Here is a 19,482-nt window from a genome sequence, read left to right on the forward strand (position 1 = left end):
CTCCTTAATTTGTTATTTTTAAATAAACAGCCTTAGTATTTTTCAAGGCCGTGATTATCCAAACATTGCAATAAATATCCCCGCAATGATTGCCGAACCGATGGTGCTGGAGACGATGGGGCCCATGGCGTGCATCAGCAAATGGTTCTGTGAGTTGTACCGCTGGGCCATTTTTTGAGATACCCTCGCAGCCATCGGCATTGCAGATACGCCTGCATTACCAATCAACGGATTGACTTTTCCTTTTGTAATTTTATTCAGGAGCTTTGCGATCAATATCCCTCCAACCGTGCTGAAACAAAACGCCACGAGCCCCAGAACAATAACCAGAATTGTTTGAAAGTTCAAAATTCTGTCCGCCGTTGCCGTTGCACCTATGGACAGCCCGATAAGCATAGTAAGGACGCTAAGTAAGTCATTTTGCAATGCATGCACCAAACGTTTTGTAGCCCCGCTTTCACGAATCAGATTTCCAAGCATAAGCATGGCAATAAGCGGCCCCGCGGTCGGCACAAGCAGGAGCGTTGCAAGCGTGATGATGATGGGAAACAAAATACGTTTTCTTTTTGATACTTTATCTGGAACAGGCATTTCTATGACCCGTTCCTTTTGTGTGGTCAGCGCACGCATGATTGGTGGCTGTATCATGGACAATACTCGGCGTTCTTATTTTCATGCCGTTTATGGCAATGCTTGATTCAACAATCGTTAACGTCGCCCTGCCTGTGATGGCGACAGACCTAAGCGTTGAAATGGAGTCGGTGCAAATGGTTGTAACCGTATATCTCGTTGCAGTTGTAGCCTCCATTCTGCTCTTTGGACGACTGGGAGATATTCACGGTAAGGGGCGGATATTTATGATGGGCACCGCCATATTTACCATTGGATCATTGTTATCCGGACTTTCCCATAGTCTCAATATGCTTATCATTGCGCGTGTAGTAGAAGGAATCGGCGCAGCAGCAGCAACGGCAAATAGTCAAGGGCTTATTACCGAGGTTTTCCCTGCCAATGAAAGAGGTCGTGCACTTGGTATTTCGGGCATTTCAGTTGCATTGGGTACAATGCTTGGCCCTGTGATTGGCGGCCTCATTGTTACATATCTAAGTTGGAATTATATCTTCCTGATTAATGTGCCGATTGGAGTAATCGGCTTCCTGCTTGCCCTGAAATTCCTCCCGCGCGACACAAGCATAACCGAAAAATTGGACTATCGCGGTGCTATTTTTCTCGCCGCCGCTGTTATATTGTTCGTTTATGCTTTAACGGAAGGCGAATCTGTCGGGTATGGTACATATTATATTATACTTTCATTTGCTGCCGCAGGAATATTCGCAATCATTTTTATTCTATTTGAAAGGAAAGGTAACCCACCGCTTCTTGATTTATCATTGTTTAAGAATCCACTTTTGACATTAAGCGTTCTATGCGCAATGATTCTATATTTTGCTATTAATGCCATTAACATCATACAGCCCTTTTATATTGAAGATGTGCTTAAGATCGATCCCGGCTCAACCGGGCTTATCATGATGAGTATTTCAATCGTAATGGGGATAACCTCGCCCATTGCAGGTTCTGTTTCGGATAAAATAGGTTCGCCAAAAATAATGTTGGTTGGGCTCGCCACTCTGACAATAGGAATTGCATTGCTTTCAACATTAACAGCAACCGAATCCGTTGTAAAACTTGTGGTATACCTTTGTATCATAGGATTTGGCGCCGGGGCTTTTTCCGCCCCTGCTACCTCGCTCATCATGTCCGTTGCGCCAAAGAACAAACTTGGCATAACGGGAAGCGTAAATATGTTTGTGCGTAATTTCGGCAGTGTTATGGGGATTTCCATTTTAACAAGTATGCTGTATGCTGTTATGAGCTCTAGAATTGGTTATAAGGTGGATGGCTTCGTAAGCGGGCAACCCAATATATTTGTAGATGGTATGCAAGCCGTTTACATCGTTGGGGCATGTTTGCTTTGTGTAAGTGTTGCCCTCACAATTGCTCTTGTTGTAATATACAAAAAGAAAAAGGCTAAATAAATTGATATTGTTTATTATTTGAAATTTATGATCCTAGCATATTACTCTTACATCGTTTAAGGAAATAGTACATGAGTCAATCAACCCCAAAGATAAAAACAATTTCACCAATCGTTCTTATTAAGAGTCTCATTATGGGGAGTGTGGCTGGATGCATAACTGTTGCTTTTCGGCTTTTGGTAACAACAATTTTTGATTTTGCACAGGGCTTCGCAACAGGCTCAAAGGATAATTTTCTACACATTATCTTTTGGTTTCTCTTTATTATCATTGCATTCTTTATTGTCGCTCGCCTCTTAAAATGGGAACCCATGATAACCGGTAGCGGTATACCTCAAATGGAAGGTGAGTTGAAAGGATTATTTAATCAGCACCCCTTAAAGATTCTTATTGGTAAATTCATTGGCGGTGTAATCGCTTTGGGAGCGGGTCTTTCGCTTGGACGCGAGGGGCCATGCATTCAGATGGGCGCCGTTGTAGGTAAAGGCTTTGCTCGAAAAAATGATACCCAAGAGAAAGATTTGCTCATGACAAGCGGCGGTGCCGCAGGATTGGCCGCCGCGTTTGGCGCTCCTATTGGCGGTATTTTATTTGCACTTGAAGAAGTACACAAAAGCTTTAACCTAAATATCCTTTTTACAGCTATAGCCGCATGTGCCACATCTGGTATTATAACGCAGTTACTGCTTGGCCCTGCACCCATTTTTGATATTACGATTACTCGTGATTTTACACTACCTGAATATGGGGTTCTTATCTTATTGGGTATTTTCCTTGGTTTTCTGGGCGCATTTTACAACACATCGGTAAATAAAATGCAGCAAGGATATAGCAGAATGAAGAAAATCCCTTCCTACTACCGCCTCATATTTCCTTTTATTGCTGCCGGTATATTGGTTTTCGTGTTTCCATCTATTTTGGGCGGCGGTGATTCTTTAGTAGGTGAAATTATACAAGATAATTACGCACTTTTATATCTATGCATTCTCTTATTGGCTAAATTGCTTTTTTCCGTGTTCAGCTTTTCTTCCGGCGTACCCGGTGGGATACTCATGCCTACACTTGTTATGGGAGCAGTTGTTGGTGGAGTGTTCGCAACATTCCTTTCAGGGTACTTGGGGATTAATGATCTAATGCAAAATTTTATAGTATGTGCTATGGCAGGGCTTTTCGGCGCAATTGTACGCGCTCCCCTCACCGGCATCATGCTTGTTTGTGAAATGACCGGCGCATACAGTCAGCTTTTACCGCTAGTTGTTACAACGCTGACCGCTTGCATTATTGCAGAGCTCTTAAAATCCCGTCCAATTTACGACCAGCTTCTCGATCATGATATCCATTACTTCAATTGAGTTTAAGTTCCCAGTAAAAAAAATTTATTCTGTTAGATAGTTGAATGGATTCGCCTTTGTGAATCGTATGTATAGTGAAACCAAAATTCATGGAGGTGTGATAAAATGAAAAAAAGGACAAAAGGAATTGTATGTATCGTCGTAATGCTATGCGTTGTGTTAGCTGCAACAACCGCATTCGCCGCTCCACATAGTAGCGGAAGGCACGGCGGGAGTACGGGGCAAACAACAGTAGTCGGGACGACGCGAATAACACCAAGGCAATCGCAGTGTACTTATCCAGATTGCCCACGTGTGACAGGAGAAACGGGCGTTTGTATCAATGAAAATTGCAGATACTATCAGGAATGCCCCAATGAAGATTGCCCCCGACTTGAGGGCCCTAATGAGTATTGCCCCTTTGGTGGCGAAAGGCCACTTGATGGAACAGGCACAGGGAAAAAGACGAATACCAACGCAAGCAGCAATAGCAATACAGGAAGTGGAGCGCGTGGCGGCGGTCATCATGGCGGGCGCCACCACTAAGTAATCTTTATGCGTGATGAAGCAGATATCGTGAATACAATACATAAACACTCTGACAGTATTTGCAGAATCTGTTTCGTGTACCTAAAAAACCATGCTGATTCCGAAGATGTTTTCCAGGATGTTTTCTTGCGATATGCAGAGTGCAAGAAGAAATTTCATAACGAGAACCATACCAAGGCATGGCTGCTGCGCGTCCAGCGTCCGGCGCGCAATGCGCAGCACAGCCAGCAATGCAAAAAATACGATAAAGATAGCCGCTCCCTTAAGAGATACGGTCGTATCTTTTAAATGGATCAAACGGAATTTGTATTCCGGGTCGCGAGATGTGGAGTACAGCGCCATAGCAAAAAGCGCAACATACAAAAGCATTACGGCAAAGGTCTGTATCGTGCCCGGCAGCGCCATCAGAGCAAGAAGGAATACGACCACAAACGCCAGCGGAAAAAGATTCTTCTTCTTTTTTCCAGCAGCGCCCGTCTCCTTTTTTTCATCATGCTTATGAAAATTGATCGTCGTAAAAATCGGTTTGACAAATGCGGTGCTCAGGCCAAGGAAGATCGCCGAAACCATAAAGAGCGGAAAATAAAGCGTACCTAGTACACCAAACAGCGCCCCAATGAACCCCAGAATGAACGAGAACATCAGTGCGGAATAACTGCCTGCGCCCGTCTTGATACTGCGCAACAAAAAAACACCCGTCATACGGAGTGTATAAAATATCACTAAGGGAAGGATTGTTTCTAAATTTGTTCCGTCGATCAGCTTGAGGAATAACAAATACGGAATAGCGATCAGCGAACTGTTTAAAAGTGCTGGAGCCGCAGATGCTATCGTTTCAAGGAATGTCTTCGTTTTTCTGATGGGAATCACCTCTTAAAATAAATAATCAAACGTTTATTTTATATACAATGTATTGCATGATATTATATAAACATCACTTTTTTTATAAACGCACGAGCAAATTTTAATAAAATACCTAACAGGTCATAGTTTTTCTCTGCTTTTTAAATATCTCTCCTTCAAATAATCTCATATCAAATTATTATTCACAGAACAGATATCTATATCAGATTCATCAGCAACCATGCGGGTTTCTATGTTTTCATATTTGCTAAAAATTTGCTAAAAATTTTACCTATTATTATCCAATATCTCAGCTCCCCTCTAAATACCACTAAGTCCACAAATCCCTTTGTTAAGCGGTATTTGATAATACTAGGTGGTACCGTTTAATCTATTTCTGTTTTGTAACTAAAAAAATTGATTTTATCTTTTTTCGTCAATCAGATATTTTTATCTTTCCAAACACTGTATTTGCTAAAAATTTGCTTCTTTTGAGCGCCGGAAGGTTCCGAGACGTCCGTTCCCTTCCAACGCCATCAGATGCTGCATGTATAGCCAGTTCTTTCTCTGCTGCAAATTCTTGTTTGCTGTATTCCTCTCTGCCTTTATAAATTTTGACCGGGTTAATTTTCAAACGCTTCCTGCGCCTCCTATACCCAATATGTTTGCATCGATAAGCTTATATGCTGTGTTCCTGCTTATGCCGTTGAAAAGGCCTCGCCGCTGTGCGGCCGGACAGCTTTTCGCGTTTGCAGCAATTTTACCGCGCGCAGGGCGCGCTGCCGTGAAACCGCCATATGAACGGGCAAGGACGATATGTGCGCCCCCGCCTGCAAAATGCCGGTTGATTACCCGCAATAAAGGTTTATTGACAGCCTGCTATGCCTATCTTTCTTTTTCAATCCCTCCTGTAAAATGATGCAAAAAAATAATAGGGCAAGAAATACTCCTGCCCCAACTTTCCCCGCTCATGTTCTTCTCTGCCTGCACACTTTATATTGCCAGTTCATCCAGCAGCGCGGCGCATCTTCATCCGCTTGCATATATTTTACAAAAATACCTTCTATCATTTCGTACCACATTGCACATATAGCTGCACTCACTTGTGCTTTTTAGGCAAATTTCAATATTGCTATCGTTATCTTTAATACCATAAAAGTCATTGTCAATCGGTCACACCGACTGTATCTGCCAAAGCCGTCCTGTGCTAATTCCCATAGTACTGCGTCGCTATGGTTAATCTTCATTTTACACCGGTTTGTGACCGGTGTATCCAGTTTAGGGGCAATATATGATTACTGAAGAACAACACCGTAATGACAGTATGCATTTCGCTTTCAGGAGCCGTTTCGCCGCACACATCACGGCGCGTCAATCAATGACCATTCCACTGTTGTACTGTATGGAATACCCGGATTTCCTTCCCCGCCGCCCAGTGAAACGAGCAAGCCCTTGTCAGCCGCCCAACGGATATCCGTACGGGCAGAAGTTCCCGTCGTCCCATTGTATACTGTTACAGGTACGCTCCCCAGCGTATGCCGCTGTCCTGTACTATCTACGTACACGAGGGCATCCGGCAGCGTGTACGTCGTCGCACCGCCCATTCCCAGAAGCGGTTGAGTGATGCTTGCATCCACCCGGAAACGGCTGCCTGTTCCCCGCGTATCCTCCACAGATATTGTCCATGCCGCGTCCTGCCTGCCAACCGTTTGCGGCAAAGCCGAGATATTCCCTGTAGAAAAAGCCAGGTCATCCGGTACAGCCAGGAAACGAAGGATGCTCGGCTGTTCCAGTACTTTTGTAATGTGCCGCGCCTTCAGGTAATTCCGGTGGCTCATAACCGTCATTTCGGTGTCCTGTGCAACCGGCGCATCCGGCAGCGGCATGCTATAGGTTCCGCCCCTGCCCGCCGTTGCGCTCAAGGCCTGCGGCGTTCCATTGTTCGTATAGTTGACCCGGATATCAGCGTCACTTTCCGCTGTCCCCGAAATCGCCGTATCGTTTGGATATATGGCATCCGTATCCAAGAAATAGTTTCCCATGACTAACAGAGGCATCGCATAGGTATTAAAGGAGGAACTGTTAAATTCAGCCGTGAACGGATCCCCCTCCGCCTTATTGGAAATAGATGCGGCAGTCACCGCCGCCGTTCCCAACGTTGCGCTCATGTTCATGGATGAAGAATCATTTTTATTCCAAATATTCGCAGGCATATTATCGGCACTGTTCGTGTATCCCTTATCCGTTGTCCAGACATTGACCGCACCAACCGTTCCGTTTATCACCGCCGTTCCCGTACGCGTCGTGATCAAACGCCCGTAGGGATTGTAGAGCTGTACCCTTTTGGGATTGTTGAACGTTACCCTTCCTCCAGTGTTATAAAAACGGATAAGCCCGCTCGTACGGGTGTTTGCTCCGCGCTGTACCTCAAGCGTACCGCCAGTCTGTACGGTAAGGGATGAGTTTAAGTGCACCGTCGGATAGTTCCCCGGATCGCTCGTTTGTATGATGCTCAGCTTTCCGCCCTGTTTGATTTCAATCGATTCAACGCGGTGGTCGGTATGCGTAAAGCCCACCCGCGTACTCACCGCAAGGGATGCGTCCTGCCCGATCGTGATCTCCGGCCTCTGGTTAACCGCCGCACCCAATCCTTCCACATAGATAAAACCGTAAGGGGATGCGGTCGAATTATGGTTAACCGTCACCCGCGCGCCGTCGAGCACTTTCATGTATTGATTGCTTCCGAAATTTCCGGCAAACCAAAACATTGATGTCGCACCCGCTGTATTGGTAAACGTCGTATTCCCGCCGATTTCAAGCTGCGCCAGTTCCGCTACTTCCTGTGCCGGGTCGCCGCCCGTACTGGCAATGGTAATAGAGCTGTCGATATAGCGCGCAATGCCCCGGCGGTTATATGTGATCTGTGGACCGTTATACGTCACATTCTCATAACTCGTAGTCACGCCCGTATAGGCATCAAGCACGGTAAAGGTGCCATAATAGTTTTTGCCATTGATAACAACGTCCCTCACCGTCAGGTCAAAGCCGTTTTTCTGGATGCGTACGACCGCCCCCTGCCCGCCTGCAATATCATTGATCGTATGTCGGCCGCCCTGCCCCTTGGGGTGCCCGATAATCGTCATGGTATTCCTATTGGTATGAATCGTGATCCCGCCCGCCTGATATGTAATATCGCCATTCAGGTAGATAGTATCCACGCCCGCATAGGTCGCGTAATCTTCCAGCACTGTTTTCAGGTCGGCAAAATTATCCACCATCGCTTCGTTTGCCTCCAGCCCTTCCGTCGTGATCGTGAGTGGCATGATATCCAGTTCCTCCGCATTTTCTTCCGCTTGCGGCTGTAGTTCTGCTGTTTCCGTGTCTGGTGGCGGTGATGGCAATGCTGGGGAAGCTTCAGGTGTATTTGCCGCTTCGGGCAGTTCTTCTTCCGTTTCACCCGGCGTTGGCGAGGCCTGCGCTTCACTTTCCTGCGGCTGTTCCTCCGTCGGTGTTGTCTCCGGCTCCTCTATGGCCACTATATCCTGTTCTTCCGGCAGTTCGGCCGTTTCCTGCGCATAGGCTGGAAGTCCCGCCAATATAAGTATGGCAGCCAGGATAAGTAATATGATGCGGTTCTTCTTGAACCTCTTTTTTCCGGCTGCCTTTCTCATCGTATTGTTATCTTCTCCTTCCCGATCTCGTCGCTTTCTGTTCCATCTCTGTTTTTTCTTCCGTCTTTTTCTTTCGTTTCATTGCAAGCAGCAGAAGCACGATAACCAGCATGAGCACTATGAGAATCACGATCAGCAGGATCACCCACCACGGGATGCCTTGTCCCTGTTCCACAGATTCTTTGTTGATTTCCTGCGCTGTCTGCGCGCTGACCTCAAACGGCAGCTCAAAATTCCATTCTTTATCATCAAGTTTCATCGAAACATTGCTTACATATTTACCCGGGGCAATCTCCCCGTCCCACATGAGCGCATATGGCATCACTGAATTTGGCGCCATATCAACCGTTCCATGGCTCGTTTTTACGACCGCTTGTTCGTTTTGTGAATAAATCTCAATATCCATCTGTATATTCTTCGCGATTGCCGCTTCCCTGTTTCTGATATAGTGAACCACATTGACACGGTAGTTGAGCAACTCTGGCTGCGCCTGTACCCCTTCGAATGCGGGGAGTATTTCTATGTCCGTTTCCGTAAGCTTCACGCCTACTACATAGCTGTATTCATTATTGATATAAACGCCCTGCTGCGCTTTCTGTGCGCTTTCCTCCGGACTTTCGGGTTCCTCTTTTACCTGTGTCAGTACGATCGCGCCAAGAATCGCGCCATCATATTCTTCTTCAGGCATCTCTATGCTCACGACCGCCTCAGCCGTTTTTCCGCCGGGGATGACCAGTTCCGGAGTCTTGACTTCCGCGATTTCCGATAATGGCGTCTCCAGCGTCTCGTCCTTGATATCCGGCGTCTTATAATCTATGATCCCGTTTGCGTTAGTAGATGCGCTGACTACTTCTACCTTTACTTTAATTTCTTCTGCATTTTCATTGTATACCGTTGTTGTCAGGCGTTGTTTCTGTTCCGGACGCATATGCAGGTCAAAGTAAGAAACGCCGCTGTCTTGTTGGTTGTCCGGCAGATTCGCGCTCACGGAAAAGCCGACCGTTTCGCTTTTGTCTGCGGCGAATGCCATGGCCGGAACCAATGTGAACAATAAGGCCGCCACGAGCAGTAAAATTAAAATTTTAAATTGTTTCTTTCCCAATTTATCTCCTATCCCTTTTCATGCGCGTATCCGGGGGATCAGCCCCCCGGATACGCTTTTCCATCATTTCTGTACCGTCACGGAGCGTCTTCCAGGGTCCACGACAATGTTGCCGTATGCGTGCCGATTTGCTGGTGCTGCACAGGGACGTTAATTGAGGCGTTGTCCGCCAGCCATGAAGTGTTCCATGTGCCGCGTCCGCTGCTCACCGCCGCCGTCACTACTGTATCTGCCGCGCCGCCCGTTGCAAGTGTCACCGGTGTTTTGATCACCGGAGCCGTGTCATTCGTACCTACTCCGGAGGGAGTTCCGTCCGCGAGAGTTATCGTCGCGCTTCCAATAGGCGTGGTTCCTCCTGTTACGCTGAATGCGCCCAACTGTGCCGTCACCTTCCAGCCTAACCCGCTTCCCCGTGCATCAGCGACCTGCATAGTGCTGGGGCCTGCCGGTGTTTTAAAGTCCACCGTTGTATTATCGATGGTGTGCGAGCCAAAATCCAAAGCCGGAACCGCATTCAGCTCCAAGTTGCCTGCCGTAAATTCAATTTTTGCTTCCGATGTATCGCTGTCCGCCGGGGCTGCAAAAGCAATTGCGCCCAGCGCAAAAACCATAACCACAGCGAGAATTGCCGATATGAAAACCTTTCCTTTTTTTTGCATTCTTTCTGTTCCTTTCAAGTATTATATATTTTTATATAAACACGGTATTTCCGTGCTAATATGAACAACCGCTTTTTACCGGGTTCTACTTTAATATACCCACAAACCATACGGTAACGAATCATATTGTTTAAATTTCACACAGGATGCGTGACAAAACCGTGCACATTTAAATGTATAACTATATTGCCGCCAAAAGACGGCCCTGCTTTTACATATCGTTTTGTTTCCTTATCTGCTTCTATAAAGGCAAAAACATCCCTATCATGAGTCGGCTCTCTATAAATTTTCACGAGGTATTTTTGTACATACAGTATTTCTCATACCATTTTATACAGGAGCGCATTTACAGAACATTTTGCATTTTCTTATCCAGTGCAATAAAGTGAAATATCCAATGCCAGACTCCGCTGGATATCCCGGCCTTGACCCGGTTTTGTAAGTAAAAAAAACTTCTTTTTTCATCGATGAATTCTTAAGTTTGAAAATGGATTTTCGGGATGCAAAATTCCGCCTTGCAGTGTATAATATATAATTGTGATAATAGGAACAAACGCCGCGAAACGCGGCGTATATGGAGGGAACGGTATGAACGATAGAATTAAATGTGAAAAATATCTCAGCAAGGTCATGAGCGCCGATGAGGCGGCAAAGCTCATTTATCCGAATGCAACAATCGGTATGAGCGGATTTACGCCCGCGGGCCATGCAAAGGCTGTGCCGCTCGCCATTGCAAGGCGTGCGGAAGCGACGGGGGAAAAGCTGAACCTTACGGTGATGACAGGCGCCTCAGTGGGCGACGAAATCGATGGGGCGCTTACGCGCAGCGGGGCAATGAAACGCCGTACGCCCTATCAGACGAATTCCACCGTCCGCAATGCGATCAACGCAGGCGAAATTGATTATTTCGACGTCCATTTAAGTCAAGTGGCTGTGTGGGCAAAAAACGGTTTTTTCGGTGATATCGACTTTGCTATTGTCGAAATCTCGGGGATCGACGAGGAGGGCCATCTAATCCCTTCCACTTCCATCGGCGCGGCAAACACTTATATCGAGTGTGCAAAACATGTCATTTTGGAGGTCAATACCACGCAGCCCGAATCACTGCGCGGTATTCATGATGTTTATACCGTGGAGCGCGTGCCAAACTCGAAGCCCATTCCGATCATCCATGCAGTCGACCGCATCGGAACAGATTATTATCCGTGCGATTTTGATAAAATTGCAGCGATTGTCTATTCGGACATCCCAGACAAAGGGCGTGCCGTACAGCCTGTGGATGAAATTTCACAGAAAATTGCAGATAATATCATTGAACTGATTACAAAAGAAACAGAGGCCGGACGTCTTCCCGTTCCGCTTCCACCCTTACAGTCGGGTGTGGGCGGAGTTGCGAATGCAGTTCTCGCGGGTCTGAAAAAATCCGAATTTACGGACCTTAAGGTATATTCGGAGGTTTTGCAGGATGCGGTGTTTGACCTGATTGACGCCGGAACGATTTCATTTGCATCCGGGACGTCGCTTACCGTATCTCCCGATTTTGAAGAACATTACAAAGCGAATTTTGAAAATTACCGGGATAAGATCATGCTGCGTCCGCAGGAAATCAGCAATCATCCCGAAGTTATCCGCCGCCTTGGTATTATTGCTATGAATACGGCGATTGAAGTCGATATCTACGGGAATGTCAATTCTTCCCATATTAATGGGACGCGCATTATGAACGGTATCGGCGGCAGCGGGGATTTTGCGCAGAATGCCGGGCTTTCTATTTTCATGACGCCCTCCACTGCAAAAAACGGAACCCTGTCCTGCATTGTTCCGTTTATTACACATGTCGACCATACGGAGCATGATATCCACTTCCTCGTGACAGAATATGGTTATGCCGATTTGCGGGCGACCACACCGAAAGAGCGGGCGCGGAAGATCATTGACACTTGCGCGCATCCGGATTTCCGGCCAATGCTGCACGATTACCTCGACCGTGCGTGCGCACAGTGTACGCACAAACACACGCCGCAGCTCCTCGGCGAAGTTTTCCAAGGGAAATAAACTTCATTTACCAAAAAAGGTATGGAGCAAAGCTCCATACCTTTTTTTAATATTATTTGCTCTTTTTCTTTTACGCAAATACACCCGGATTGCAGCGGTACAAAGAGCACGGCCGCCCGCCCGTACGGTAGTTCACATCCTCGGTCACTTCTCCAGCCTGCCGCAGGTAAGAAAGATATCGCTGCACTGTAATGCGCGAAAGATTGACTGTCCCTACAATATCCTCACAGGAGAAGCTGATATCCGGGCGGCTCGAGAGAACCGCACGGATCGTATTGAGCGTCTTTTTCTGAAGTCCTTTCGGTAAATCCGGCAATTCTTCGATCCCTCTGTAAAGGCCGTCCGCCTGTTCCTGTGTGATCATTCCCTGCGCAAACAGGCGTTTGCGCCGCAGGAAACGTTCGACAGCCTGCTCAAAACGGCCCGTATCAAAAGGATCGACAAGGCAGTCTACTACGCCAAGGCGCAGTACGCGCCTTAGCGTATCACAGTCATCACGCGCGATATAAGCGACCACTTCGCCCTGCGCCCCCAATATCCTCAGTTGTTTCAGCAACGAAAGACCAAGCTGCGGATTTTTGCACAGGTCAATCAGAAGCAGGTCCACCGGATGGGATACAAAATATGCGGCAGAAATCTCCGCTTCGAGCGGAATCATCTCTGTTGTGAATTCGCATCCCTTGATTGTGTCTGTCATCGGTGTATGCAGCCTTTTCAGGCCCTGTTTTAAAACCGCCATACGATACATATCATATTCTCCCCGAGCGCGTCTTCCTGCCTCAAACTCCAATCAATACAGTTTCTTATAAATATCGTAGACCTTTTCCCGCGAGAGCTCCACATAGTTGTTGGCCATGAGGCGTCCCTGTTTTTCCATTACATTATCAGTAAACGTTTCGAGTTCTTCTTCCTTAACGCCATATTCATGCAGCGGCTTGCACTGAATGATCTGGTTCAGGAGTTTCTCGAGTTCATCATATACTACATCTTCGCCACACCCGAGAATATCCGCGATAAATTTGTTCATTTTCTTGATCTTCCCATCCGGATCAATTTCCATGTATGCCTTGAACACGCCGATCAACAGGCAGTAATTTGCCTCGCCGTGCGGTACGTGGTAGGTTCCGCCAAGCGGGTAACTCATAGCGTGCACTGCCGCGCAGCCCGCGTTGCCAAACGCAATACCCGCATAATTGCTGGCGATCAGGAAGTCCTTCAAAAGCGGCATCCGCGCATCCTGCCCATTTGCCGCAATTTCTTTATATCCGTTCAGGATCATCTCGATTGCCTTATAACCAAACATCTCCGTATACGGAGTCGCCTTGGGCGAAAGGCTGGATTCGAGCGCGTGAATCAGCGCATCGATGGAGCTTGTCGCAAAAAATTTGAAGGGCAGGCCACGCAGAAGTTCGGGAATCAGTACCGCGCTGTCCGCGTACATCTCATCTACCGCAAGGCCAAGCTTGGTGTGGCGGCTCTTAAGCTCGAGGATCGCGATGTTCGTCACTTCACTGCCCGTTCCGCAGGTCGTGGGAACGAGTACCAGTTCTTTATCTTTAACGATCTCTACTTTCCTGTCGTAAAGGTCGAGGATAGGACTCACATTCTTGAGCGCAAAGATTTTGGAAATGTCGATGATCGTGCCGCCGCCAATGGCAATAATGCGCTTATAATCGCCTTTCATATCGGCATACATCGCTTCCGCCATTTCGTCGGAAGGTTCACCCGCACCGTATTTTTCCTGGTACAATACGTCCGCTTTGATGCCAAGGTCCGTAAAATATGGATTGAAGATATATTCGTTGGTAATGATGAGGTCTCCCTCGCCAATTTTATATTCCTCGCAAAACTCCTTACAGGTGTCGAACGAGAATATTTCCGGTTTAATTGAAAGTTCTTTCATGGCTTTTCTCCTTATTAGTCCTGATCCTCATATTTACATTTGAATTTGTTCTCGAAAAATTCAATAAGCTGCGGCCTGAAATCCGGATGCGCAATCCGTATGAGACGCACCGCGCGTTCCCGCAGCGTAATGCCGCGCAGATCCGCAATGCCGTATTCCGTCACCACATACTGGACGTCATACCGCGACGTCGTAACCGCCGCCCCCTCGTCGATGATGCTGACAATCTTGGAAACCTTTCCCTTAGCCGCTGTGGAAGGCATTGCAATAATGCTCCTGCCGCCTTTGCTCATGGTTGCGCCGCGCACAAAGTCTACCTGTCCGCCCACGCCTGAAATTTGCTTGTGTCCAACCGAGGTGGAAACCACCTGGCCCATCAGATCCACCTGTACGCAGGAGTTGATGGAGACCATATTGTCGTTTTGCGCAATCACAACCGGATCGTTGACATAGTCTACAGGATAAATCCCCACTGCCGGGTTATCGTCAAGGTAATCGTACAGGCGGCGTGTACCCATAGCGAACGTCAGGATGCTCTTGCCGGGATGCAGCGTCTTTTTCTTATTGGTGATAACGCCCGCTTCCACCAGTTCCACTACACCGTCCGAAATCATTTCGCTGTGTATGCCAAGATCTTTCTTATCCTTCAAAAAGAGCAACACCGCATCCGGGATTGCGCCAATCCCCAGCTGGAGGCAGTCGCCATCCTGAATCAGCGACGCGCAGTTGCGGCCAATCGCCTCTTCCACTTCTGTAATTTTGGGGTTCGGCAGTTCAAGGATCGGTTCGTCAAATTCTACAAAATCGCTGATCTCGCTTATATGGACAAAGGAATCTCCGTGGATGCGCGGCATATATTTGTTTACCTGCGCAATCACCGTCTCCGCCTGCTTCACTGCTTCCATTGTGTAATCCACCGAAATACCGAGACTCACATAGCCGTGTTCATCCGGGGGCGTCACCTGCACAAGTGCAACGTCCGGTTTGCAGTTCGTCCGCAGGAGTTCCGGTTCCTTGGAAAAATAGACCGGCGTAATATCCGCCCGCCCTTCCGCGCAGGCCGCGCGCGTCGTTCCTCCGAGGAAAAATGCGTTGTGGCGGAAATGCTTTTCCATTCCCGGCGCACAGTAGGCCGATTTTCCCATAGACACCATATGGATAATCTCCACGTTTTCATACGCCTGCGCATTTGCAACCATAGCGTCCGTCACGTGTACCGGTTCGCCTGTCGCATGGGCGATTACCACACGGTCGCCCGACCTGATCTTTTTCACCGCTTCTTCCGCAGTCGTAAGTCTTGACTGATAAATCTCTTTCCAATCCATTTGGCCTATCTCCTTTGTAATTGTTCCAATGTTTTTAAAAGTCCGTCATACGCATCCGATTCCGTAAGAATCGTCCTGCCATACTTTCCCGTCAGCCCATCCACGAGTGCGCACGCGCTTTTGCAGCCGCATACGACAACCACGTAGTCCATATCAAGGCCGGGCGCAGCAGATACGATCTCCTCTCCCGGGAAATCCTCCCGCAGCCTCTGCGCAATGTTCGTCCTGTCATAACGCGGGTTGCATCCCCCGCAGTATTTAATTCCTATTTTCACGCTGCTCTCTTCTCTTTTTCAATATTTCTTTTGCCATGCTCCACGTTTCGTCGCTTACACCCGTTATAAGCACGACGTCTTTTACTTCCGGCACCGCTTCCTGCACCGCCGATGCAACGGTGGATTCAAACGTCAAGGAAGCCGAGGGACAATTGCTGCATTTTCCCAGAAAACGCACTTTCAGCACGCCGCCTTCGAAGCCAACGATTTCAATACCGCCTTCATGGCCGCCGAGTTCCGGCCGCACTTTTTCTTCCAGCACTTGTTCAATTTTTTTGAGCAGTTCCGTTTGTATCATAATTTCTAGTTTTCCCGTACACTTTTGCGGTCTTGCCACAGACAGGAACATTCCTGCTGCCGAATACACACCGGGCATTTGCACTCCCCGGCCCAAACCAGAAGCCCGCCCTGTCTGTGTGCAGTTCCGCTTGTATCCTGCGCGCTATGCGCGCATTATTCTTTGATGTGGGCGATCTTCTTCGCCAGTTCTTTCTTCATCCCAAGGTTGCCCTGGCGCGCGATCATAATACGCTGTGCCTGCGGGCTGCCTGCGCCGTGCATGGACTCCGTGCGATAACCAACCGCCGCCGTCCCAAGTGCAAGATTCTCGATCAGGCGCAGGATCCTCAGGCGGTTTTCTGTGGAAACGCCTTCCACGCCCTTCAGGTATTTTTCTACATATTTGCCGAGCTTCGGATCACGGAAGTCCTTTTCGGACGGAGCCGTAACCATAATACCGCCCGCAATATCCTCTGCCAAACGGACGATCTCGTACGGGAAACGCGTTACATTCTGTTTGCACACATTGGCAAGCAGCAGGTCGATAATGTAATTGCCCGATTCCGTTGGGTGCCCTTCTGCCGAGCAGGCGATACCGCACGCATACAGCGTCTCGTTGAGATGTGTCATCTCGATCAGCTTATCCTTGATGTGCGAAGCTTTTGCCGCTCCATTATATTCCGCAGCAACCGCCGCCGCACCGATCAGCACGTCGCCCACGCCGACCTTGCAGCCGCCGTAGCTCTGACGGTGATAACCCGCGAAACGTTCTACCAGCATGCCCGCGAATTCCGTTTCCCCGTTGAGGAAAATACGGTCGTTCGGGACGAATACGTCGTCAAAGATCGTGAGGGCTTCCACGCCGCCGAATTCAGAGTTGCCTACGTCAAGCTCGCTGCCTTCCAGCTTGCGCGTATCGCAGGACTGGCGGCCGATGATCATAAAGAGGCCGGGCGCGTCGAGCGGCACAGCAAAGGAAACCGCATAGTCTTTGTCCTCCGGTCTCATGGAAACCGTAGGCATCACGATCACTTCGTGAGAATTGAGCATTCCCGTCTGGTGTGCTTTTGCGCCACGGACGACAATACCGTCCGGACGGCGTTCCACTACGCGCAGGTACATATCCGGATCGGGCTGCGCATGCGGTGCCAGGGAACGGTCTCCTTTCGGGTCGGTCATAGCGCCGTCCACCGTGAGGTCGTTATCCTGGCAATACCGCATAAATTTCAAAAAGTTTTCATGATAGTTCGTACCGCACGCCTTATCCGTTTCAAACGTCGTGCTGTAAATCGCATTAAACGCATCCATGCCGACGCAGCGCTGGAAACACGCAGCCGTCTGCTGTCCGAGTAGCCTTTGCATTTTTACTTTTTTAATCAGGTCATCGGTATTGCGGTGGATGTTCGTAAAACGGTTGATTTTCCTTCCATCCTCAAGCGTAACGGTCATCAGGTCTTCATATTCCGGCATCTGCGCCAGATCATACGTCATGCGGACCGAGTTGAGCGACGGGCGGAGGATCGGATCGTCCACCGGACTTTCAACCTTCTCGCCGAACATATAAACTTCCATGTTGATTTTGCGAATACTTTCGATGTATTCTTCGCCTGTCATAAGTGCCATAATTCTATCTCCCTTTCCATTCCTTAATATACCCCCCGGCTTTGCGCCGGTCTGTTCCTCTATTATTATACATGCAATTATCGTGCCAAGCGAGAGATAAATGTGATTTTTTTATCAATTTTTTGTAAAAAAAAAATTTTTCTCTTATTCAAGGATAAATTTCAACAAAAATCATAACCATCGCCCAATTTTTTTGTGAATTCCAGAAAGAATTCCCATCGAAACGTTCCATCCGGAAGACGTCTTTCCATTTCCGTTTCCTTTTTGTTTCATTTTTGCAACATTGTTCAGTTGGCATTAAAATTGCATATATGAAAAAAGCGCCTTTTGGCACCGTTTTTCATCTTTGTTTCATTTCTGCAACGCGTTTCATTTCTGCAACGTCTGGTATTTTTCCCGATACTTTTTCCGTTTGCGCACGAAGGTCGCAGCATCCATGCCGAGGCTTTTTGCTGCATCGCGCACGTTTCCCGCTTTTTGGTAGGCGCGTTCAATATAATCGAGTTCAAGACGCTCAGTCACCGCCTTTAGGTCCACTTCGCCATATTCCTGTGGCAGTCCTGCCGCGGGAGGCGTATGCAAAAAGAAGTTTCCCGCGGAAATATCCTCTGTACTGCTCATAACCATCGCGCGTTCCACCACATTTTTCAGTTCACGTACATTGCCCGGCCAACGATATTCAAGCAAAGCATCCTGTCCGGACGAAGTCATATACTTATTCATATTATATCTGCGGTTCAGTTCTCCCAGAAAACGTTCCGCAAGAGGAATAATATCCTTGCGCCTCTCCCGAAGCGGCGGAATAGTCACGGGAAATACGTTGAGGCGGTAGTAAAGGTCTGCGCGGAAGGTTTTTTCCCGCAGCATATCCTGCAGGTTCCGGTTGGTCGCCGCAATCACACGCACGTCTACCTTAACGGGCTTATTGGAGCCGATACGCTCGATCTCCTGTTCCTGCAGGACACGCAGCAGTTTGACTTGCATATCGAGCGGAAGTTCCCCCACTTCATCAAGGAAAATAGTCCCTTTGTCCGCAACTTCAAAAAGGCCCATTTTTCCCTCGCGGTTTGCGCCCGTAAATGCGCCGCGTTCATAGCCAAATAGCTCGCTTTCAATAAGCGATGCCGGAATCGCGCCGCAGTTTACTTTAATAAACCGCTCTTCGCTGCGGTTGCTGTTCCGGTAAATATAGGAAGCAATCCTGTCTTTGCCCGTTCCTGTCTCCCCCATGAGGAGCACCGTCGTATCGAGCCTGCTCACCCGGTCAATCATATGCATAATCGACAGCATTGCCGGGTCATGAACCACCAGTTCTCCGTCGCCGATGATCTGCCGCCGCATAGCTTCAAGCTCCGATACATTCTTTTCCGACAGTTTCTCATTTCGCCGCAGTTTGCTTCTGAGTTCGTGGAGTTCCGTAACGTCGCGTACATTGGTAATGACCAGTATGACCTTCCCGGATTCGTCAAGCGTAGGCGTACTGGTAATGACCGCACGCTTTCCCGTCTGGAATTCCTGTTCCAGCGTTACGGGCTCTCGCGATTCAATCGCCATCAAGGTGCCCGATACGTTGATAATATCGTCCTTTACAAGATCACGCATATTTTTCCCGAGCACATCCTCGCGTTTCAAGCCGGAAATAATCTCGTAAGATTCATTGACCATGATCGTATTTGCGCTGCCATCCGTAATATAAATTCCATCGTAAGACCCGCCGATCACCACATCGAGTATGCTTTTTGCCCGGGAAATATCCGACAAGATGTCCGTCGCGCCGCCTTTTTCATAATAAGCCGGAACCCTTTTTTTCATATGCTTCTCCTTTGCC

18 protein-coding genes are annotated in these 19,482 nt (G+C 48.1%); 6 read left to right on the forward strand and 12 right to left on the reverse strand.

Translation table 11 applies throughout. From position 1 onward, the window contains the following. Positions 1 to 54 precede the first annotated feature (54 nt). Entirely contained in the window at positions 55 to 648 is a 594-nt protein-coding gene (locus tag H8S18_RS06900) for a sodium ion-translocating decarboxylase subunit beta (RefSeq protein WP_186857580.1), read from the reverse strand. On the opposite strand from H8S18_RS06900, the gene H8S18_RS06905 reads away from it, so the two are divergent. The 5 genes from H8S18_RS06905 to H8S18_RS15055 all read left to right on the forward strand — a co-directional run bounded on the left by H8S18_RS06905 (position 636) and on the right by H8S18_RS15055 (position 4,516). Then, positions 636 to 2,039 (forward strand): MFS transporter, encoded by a 1,404-nt coding sequence (locus H8S18_RS06905; RefSeq protein WP_330598749.1) that lies wholly within the window; start codon positions 636 to 638, stop codon positions 2,037 to 2,039. The genes H8S18_RS06900 and H8S18_RS06905 overlap by 13 nt on opposite strands. 71 nt (positions 2,040 to 2,110) lie before the next feature. Next, positions 2,111 to 3,391, forward strand: a complete 1,281-nt coding sequence (locus tag H8S18_RS06910; RefSeq protein WP_186857582.1) for a ClC family H(+)/Cl(-) exchange transporter — start codon at positions 2,111 to 2,113, stop codon at positions 3,389 to 3,391. A gap of 385 nt (positions 3,392 to 3,776) precedes the next feature. Further along, positions 3,777 to 3,920: a hypothetical protein gene (locus tag H8S18_RS06915; protein WP_186857583.1), complete on the forward strand. Its 144-nt coding sequence runs from the start codon at positions 3,777 to 3,779 to the stop codon at positions 3,918 to 3,920. A gap of 5 nt (positions 3,921 to 3,925) precedes the next feature. Then, a complete protein-coding gene (locus H8S18_RS15050) occupies positions 3,926 to 4,207 on the forward strand; it encodes an RNA polymerase sigma factor (protein ID WP_186857584.1) in 282 nt (93 codons plus the stop codon). Next, complete coding sequence (locus H8S18_RS15055; protein WP_186857585.1) at positions 4,208 to 4,516, forward strand: hypothetical protein; 309 nt, start codon at positions 4,208 to 4,210, stop codon at positions 4,514 to 4,516. It begins immediately after the preceding gene. A gap of 682 nt (positions 4,517 to 5,198) precedes the next feature. On the opposite strand, the gene H8S18_RS06930 is transcribed toward H8S18_RS15055, so the two are convergent. The 4 genes from H8S18_RS06930 to H8S18_RS06945 all read right to left on the reverse strand — a co-directional run bounded on the left by H8S18_RS06930 (position 5,199) and on the right by H8S18_RS06945 (position 10,194). Beyond that, positions 5,199 to 5,396 carry a hypothetical protein gene (locus H8S18_RS06930; protein WP_186857586.1) on the reverse strand — a complete coding sequence of 66 codons (198 nt, stop codon included), beginning with the start codon at positions 5,394 to 5,396 and terminating at the stop codon, positions 5,199 to 5,201. 727 nt (positions 5,397 to 6,123) lie between these two features. Next, positions 6,124 to 8,433, reverse strand: coding sequence for a pectate lyase-like adhesive domain-containing protein (locus tag H8S18_RS06935; RefSeq protein ID WP_186857587.1), 2,310 nt, complete (start codon positions 8,431 to 8,433; stop codon positions 6,124 to 6,126). Positions 8,434 to 8,440: 7 nt separating this feature from the next. After that, a complete protein-coding gene (locus H8S18_RS06940) occupies positions 8,441 to 9,535 on the reverse strand; it encodes a DUF916 and DUF3324 domain-containing protein (RefSeq protein WP_186857588.1) in 1,095 nt (364 codons plus the stop codon). Positions 9,536 to 9,612: 77 nt separating this feature from the next. Continuing rightward, the gene (locus H8S18_RS06945) at positions 9,613 to 10,194 is read right to left on the reverse strand and encodes a WxL domain-containing protein (RefSeq protein WP_186857589.1); all 582 of its coding nucleotides are present in this window, start codon (positions 10,192 to 10,194) and stop codon (positions 9,613 to 9,615) included. 588 nt (positions 10,195 to 10,782) lie between these two features. Here H8S18_RS06945 and H8S18_RS06950 point away from each other — a divergent pair. Next, on the forward strand, positions 10,783 to 12,249 hold the full coding sequence (locus H8S18_RS06950) for a succinate CoA transferase (RefSeq protein WP_186857590.1): 1,467 nt from the start codon (positions 10,783 to 10,785) through the stop codon (positions 12,247 to 12,249). A 70-nt stretch (positions 12,250 to 12,319) separates the two neighbouring features. Here the strand turns inward: H8S18_RS06950 and H8S18_RS06955 are convergent, their stop codons facing one another. The 7 genes from H8S18_RS06955 to H8S18_RS06985 all read right to left on the reverse strand — a co-directional run bounded on the left by H8S18_RS06955 (position 12,320) and on the right by H8S18_RS06985 (position 19,466). After that, positions 12,320 to 12,997, reverse strand: coding sequence for a response regulator (locus H8S18_RS06955; protein ID WP_186857591.1), 678 nt, complete (start codon positions 12,995 to 12,997; stop codon positions 12,320 to 12,322). 42 nt (positions 12,998 to 13,039) lie between these two features. Beyond that, the gene (locus H8S18_RS06960) at positions 13,040 to 14,152 is read right to left on the reverse strand and encodes a 4-hydroxybutyrate dehydrogenase (protein ID WP_186857592.1); all 1,113 of its coding nucleotides are present in this window, start codon (positions 14,150 to 14,152) and stop codon (positions 13,040 to 13,042) included. A 14-nt stretch (positions 14,153 to 14,166) separates the two neighbouring features. Then, positions 14,167 to 15,477 carry an acetyl-CoA hydrolase/transferase family protein gene (locus H8S18_RS06965; RefSeq protein WP_186857593.1) on the reverse strand — a complete coding sequence of 437 codons (1,311 nt, stop codon included), beginning with the start codon at positions 15,475 to 15,477 and terminating at the stop codon, positions 14,167 to 14,169. A 5-nt stretch (positions 15,478 to 15,482) separates the two neighbouring features. After that, on the reverse strand, positions 15,483 to 15,752 hold the full coding sequence (locus H8S18_RS06970) for a hypothetical protein (protein ID WP_186857594.1): 270 nt from the start codon (positions 15,750 to 15,752) through the stop codon (positions 15,483 to 15,485). After that, positions 15,736 to 16,050, reverse strand: coding sequence for a NifU family protein (locus H8S18_RS06975; RefSeq protein WP_186857595.1), 315 nt, complete (start codon positions 16,048 to 16,050; stop codon positions 15,736 to 15,738). Before H8S18_RS06975 ends, H8S18_RS06970 begins: the two co-directional genes overlap by 17 nt. Positions 16,051 to 16,205: 155 nt before the next feature. Continuing rightward, positions 16,206 to 17,654 (reverse strand): 4-hydroxyphenylacetate 3-hydroxylase family protein, encoded by a 1,449-nt coding sequence (locus H8S18_RS06980; RefSeq protein ID WP_186857596.1) that lies wholly within the window; start codon positions 17,652 to 17,654, stop codon positions 16,206 to 16,208. 369 nt (positions 17,655 to 18,023) lie between these two features. After that, positions 18,024 to 19,466, reverse strand: coding sequence for a sigma-54 interaction domain-containing protein (locus H8S18_RS06985; RefSeq protein WP_186857597.1), 1,443 nt, complete (start codon positions 19,464 to 19,466; stop codon positions 18,024 to 18,026). Positions 19,467 to 19,482: the final 16 nt, after the last annotated feature.

Source organism: Christensenella tenuis (assembly GCF_014287795.1).
Taxonomy (GTDB): domain Bacteria; phylum Bacillota; class Clostridia; order Christensenellales; family Christensenellaceae; genus Christensenella; species Christensenella tenuis.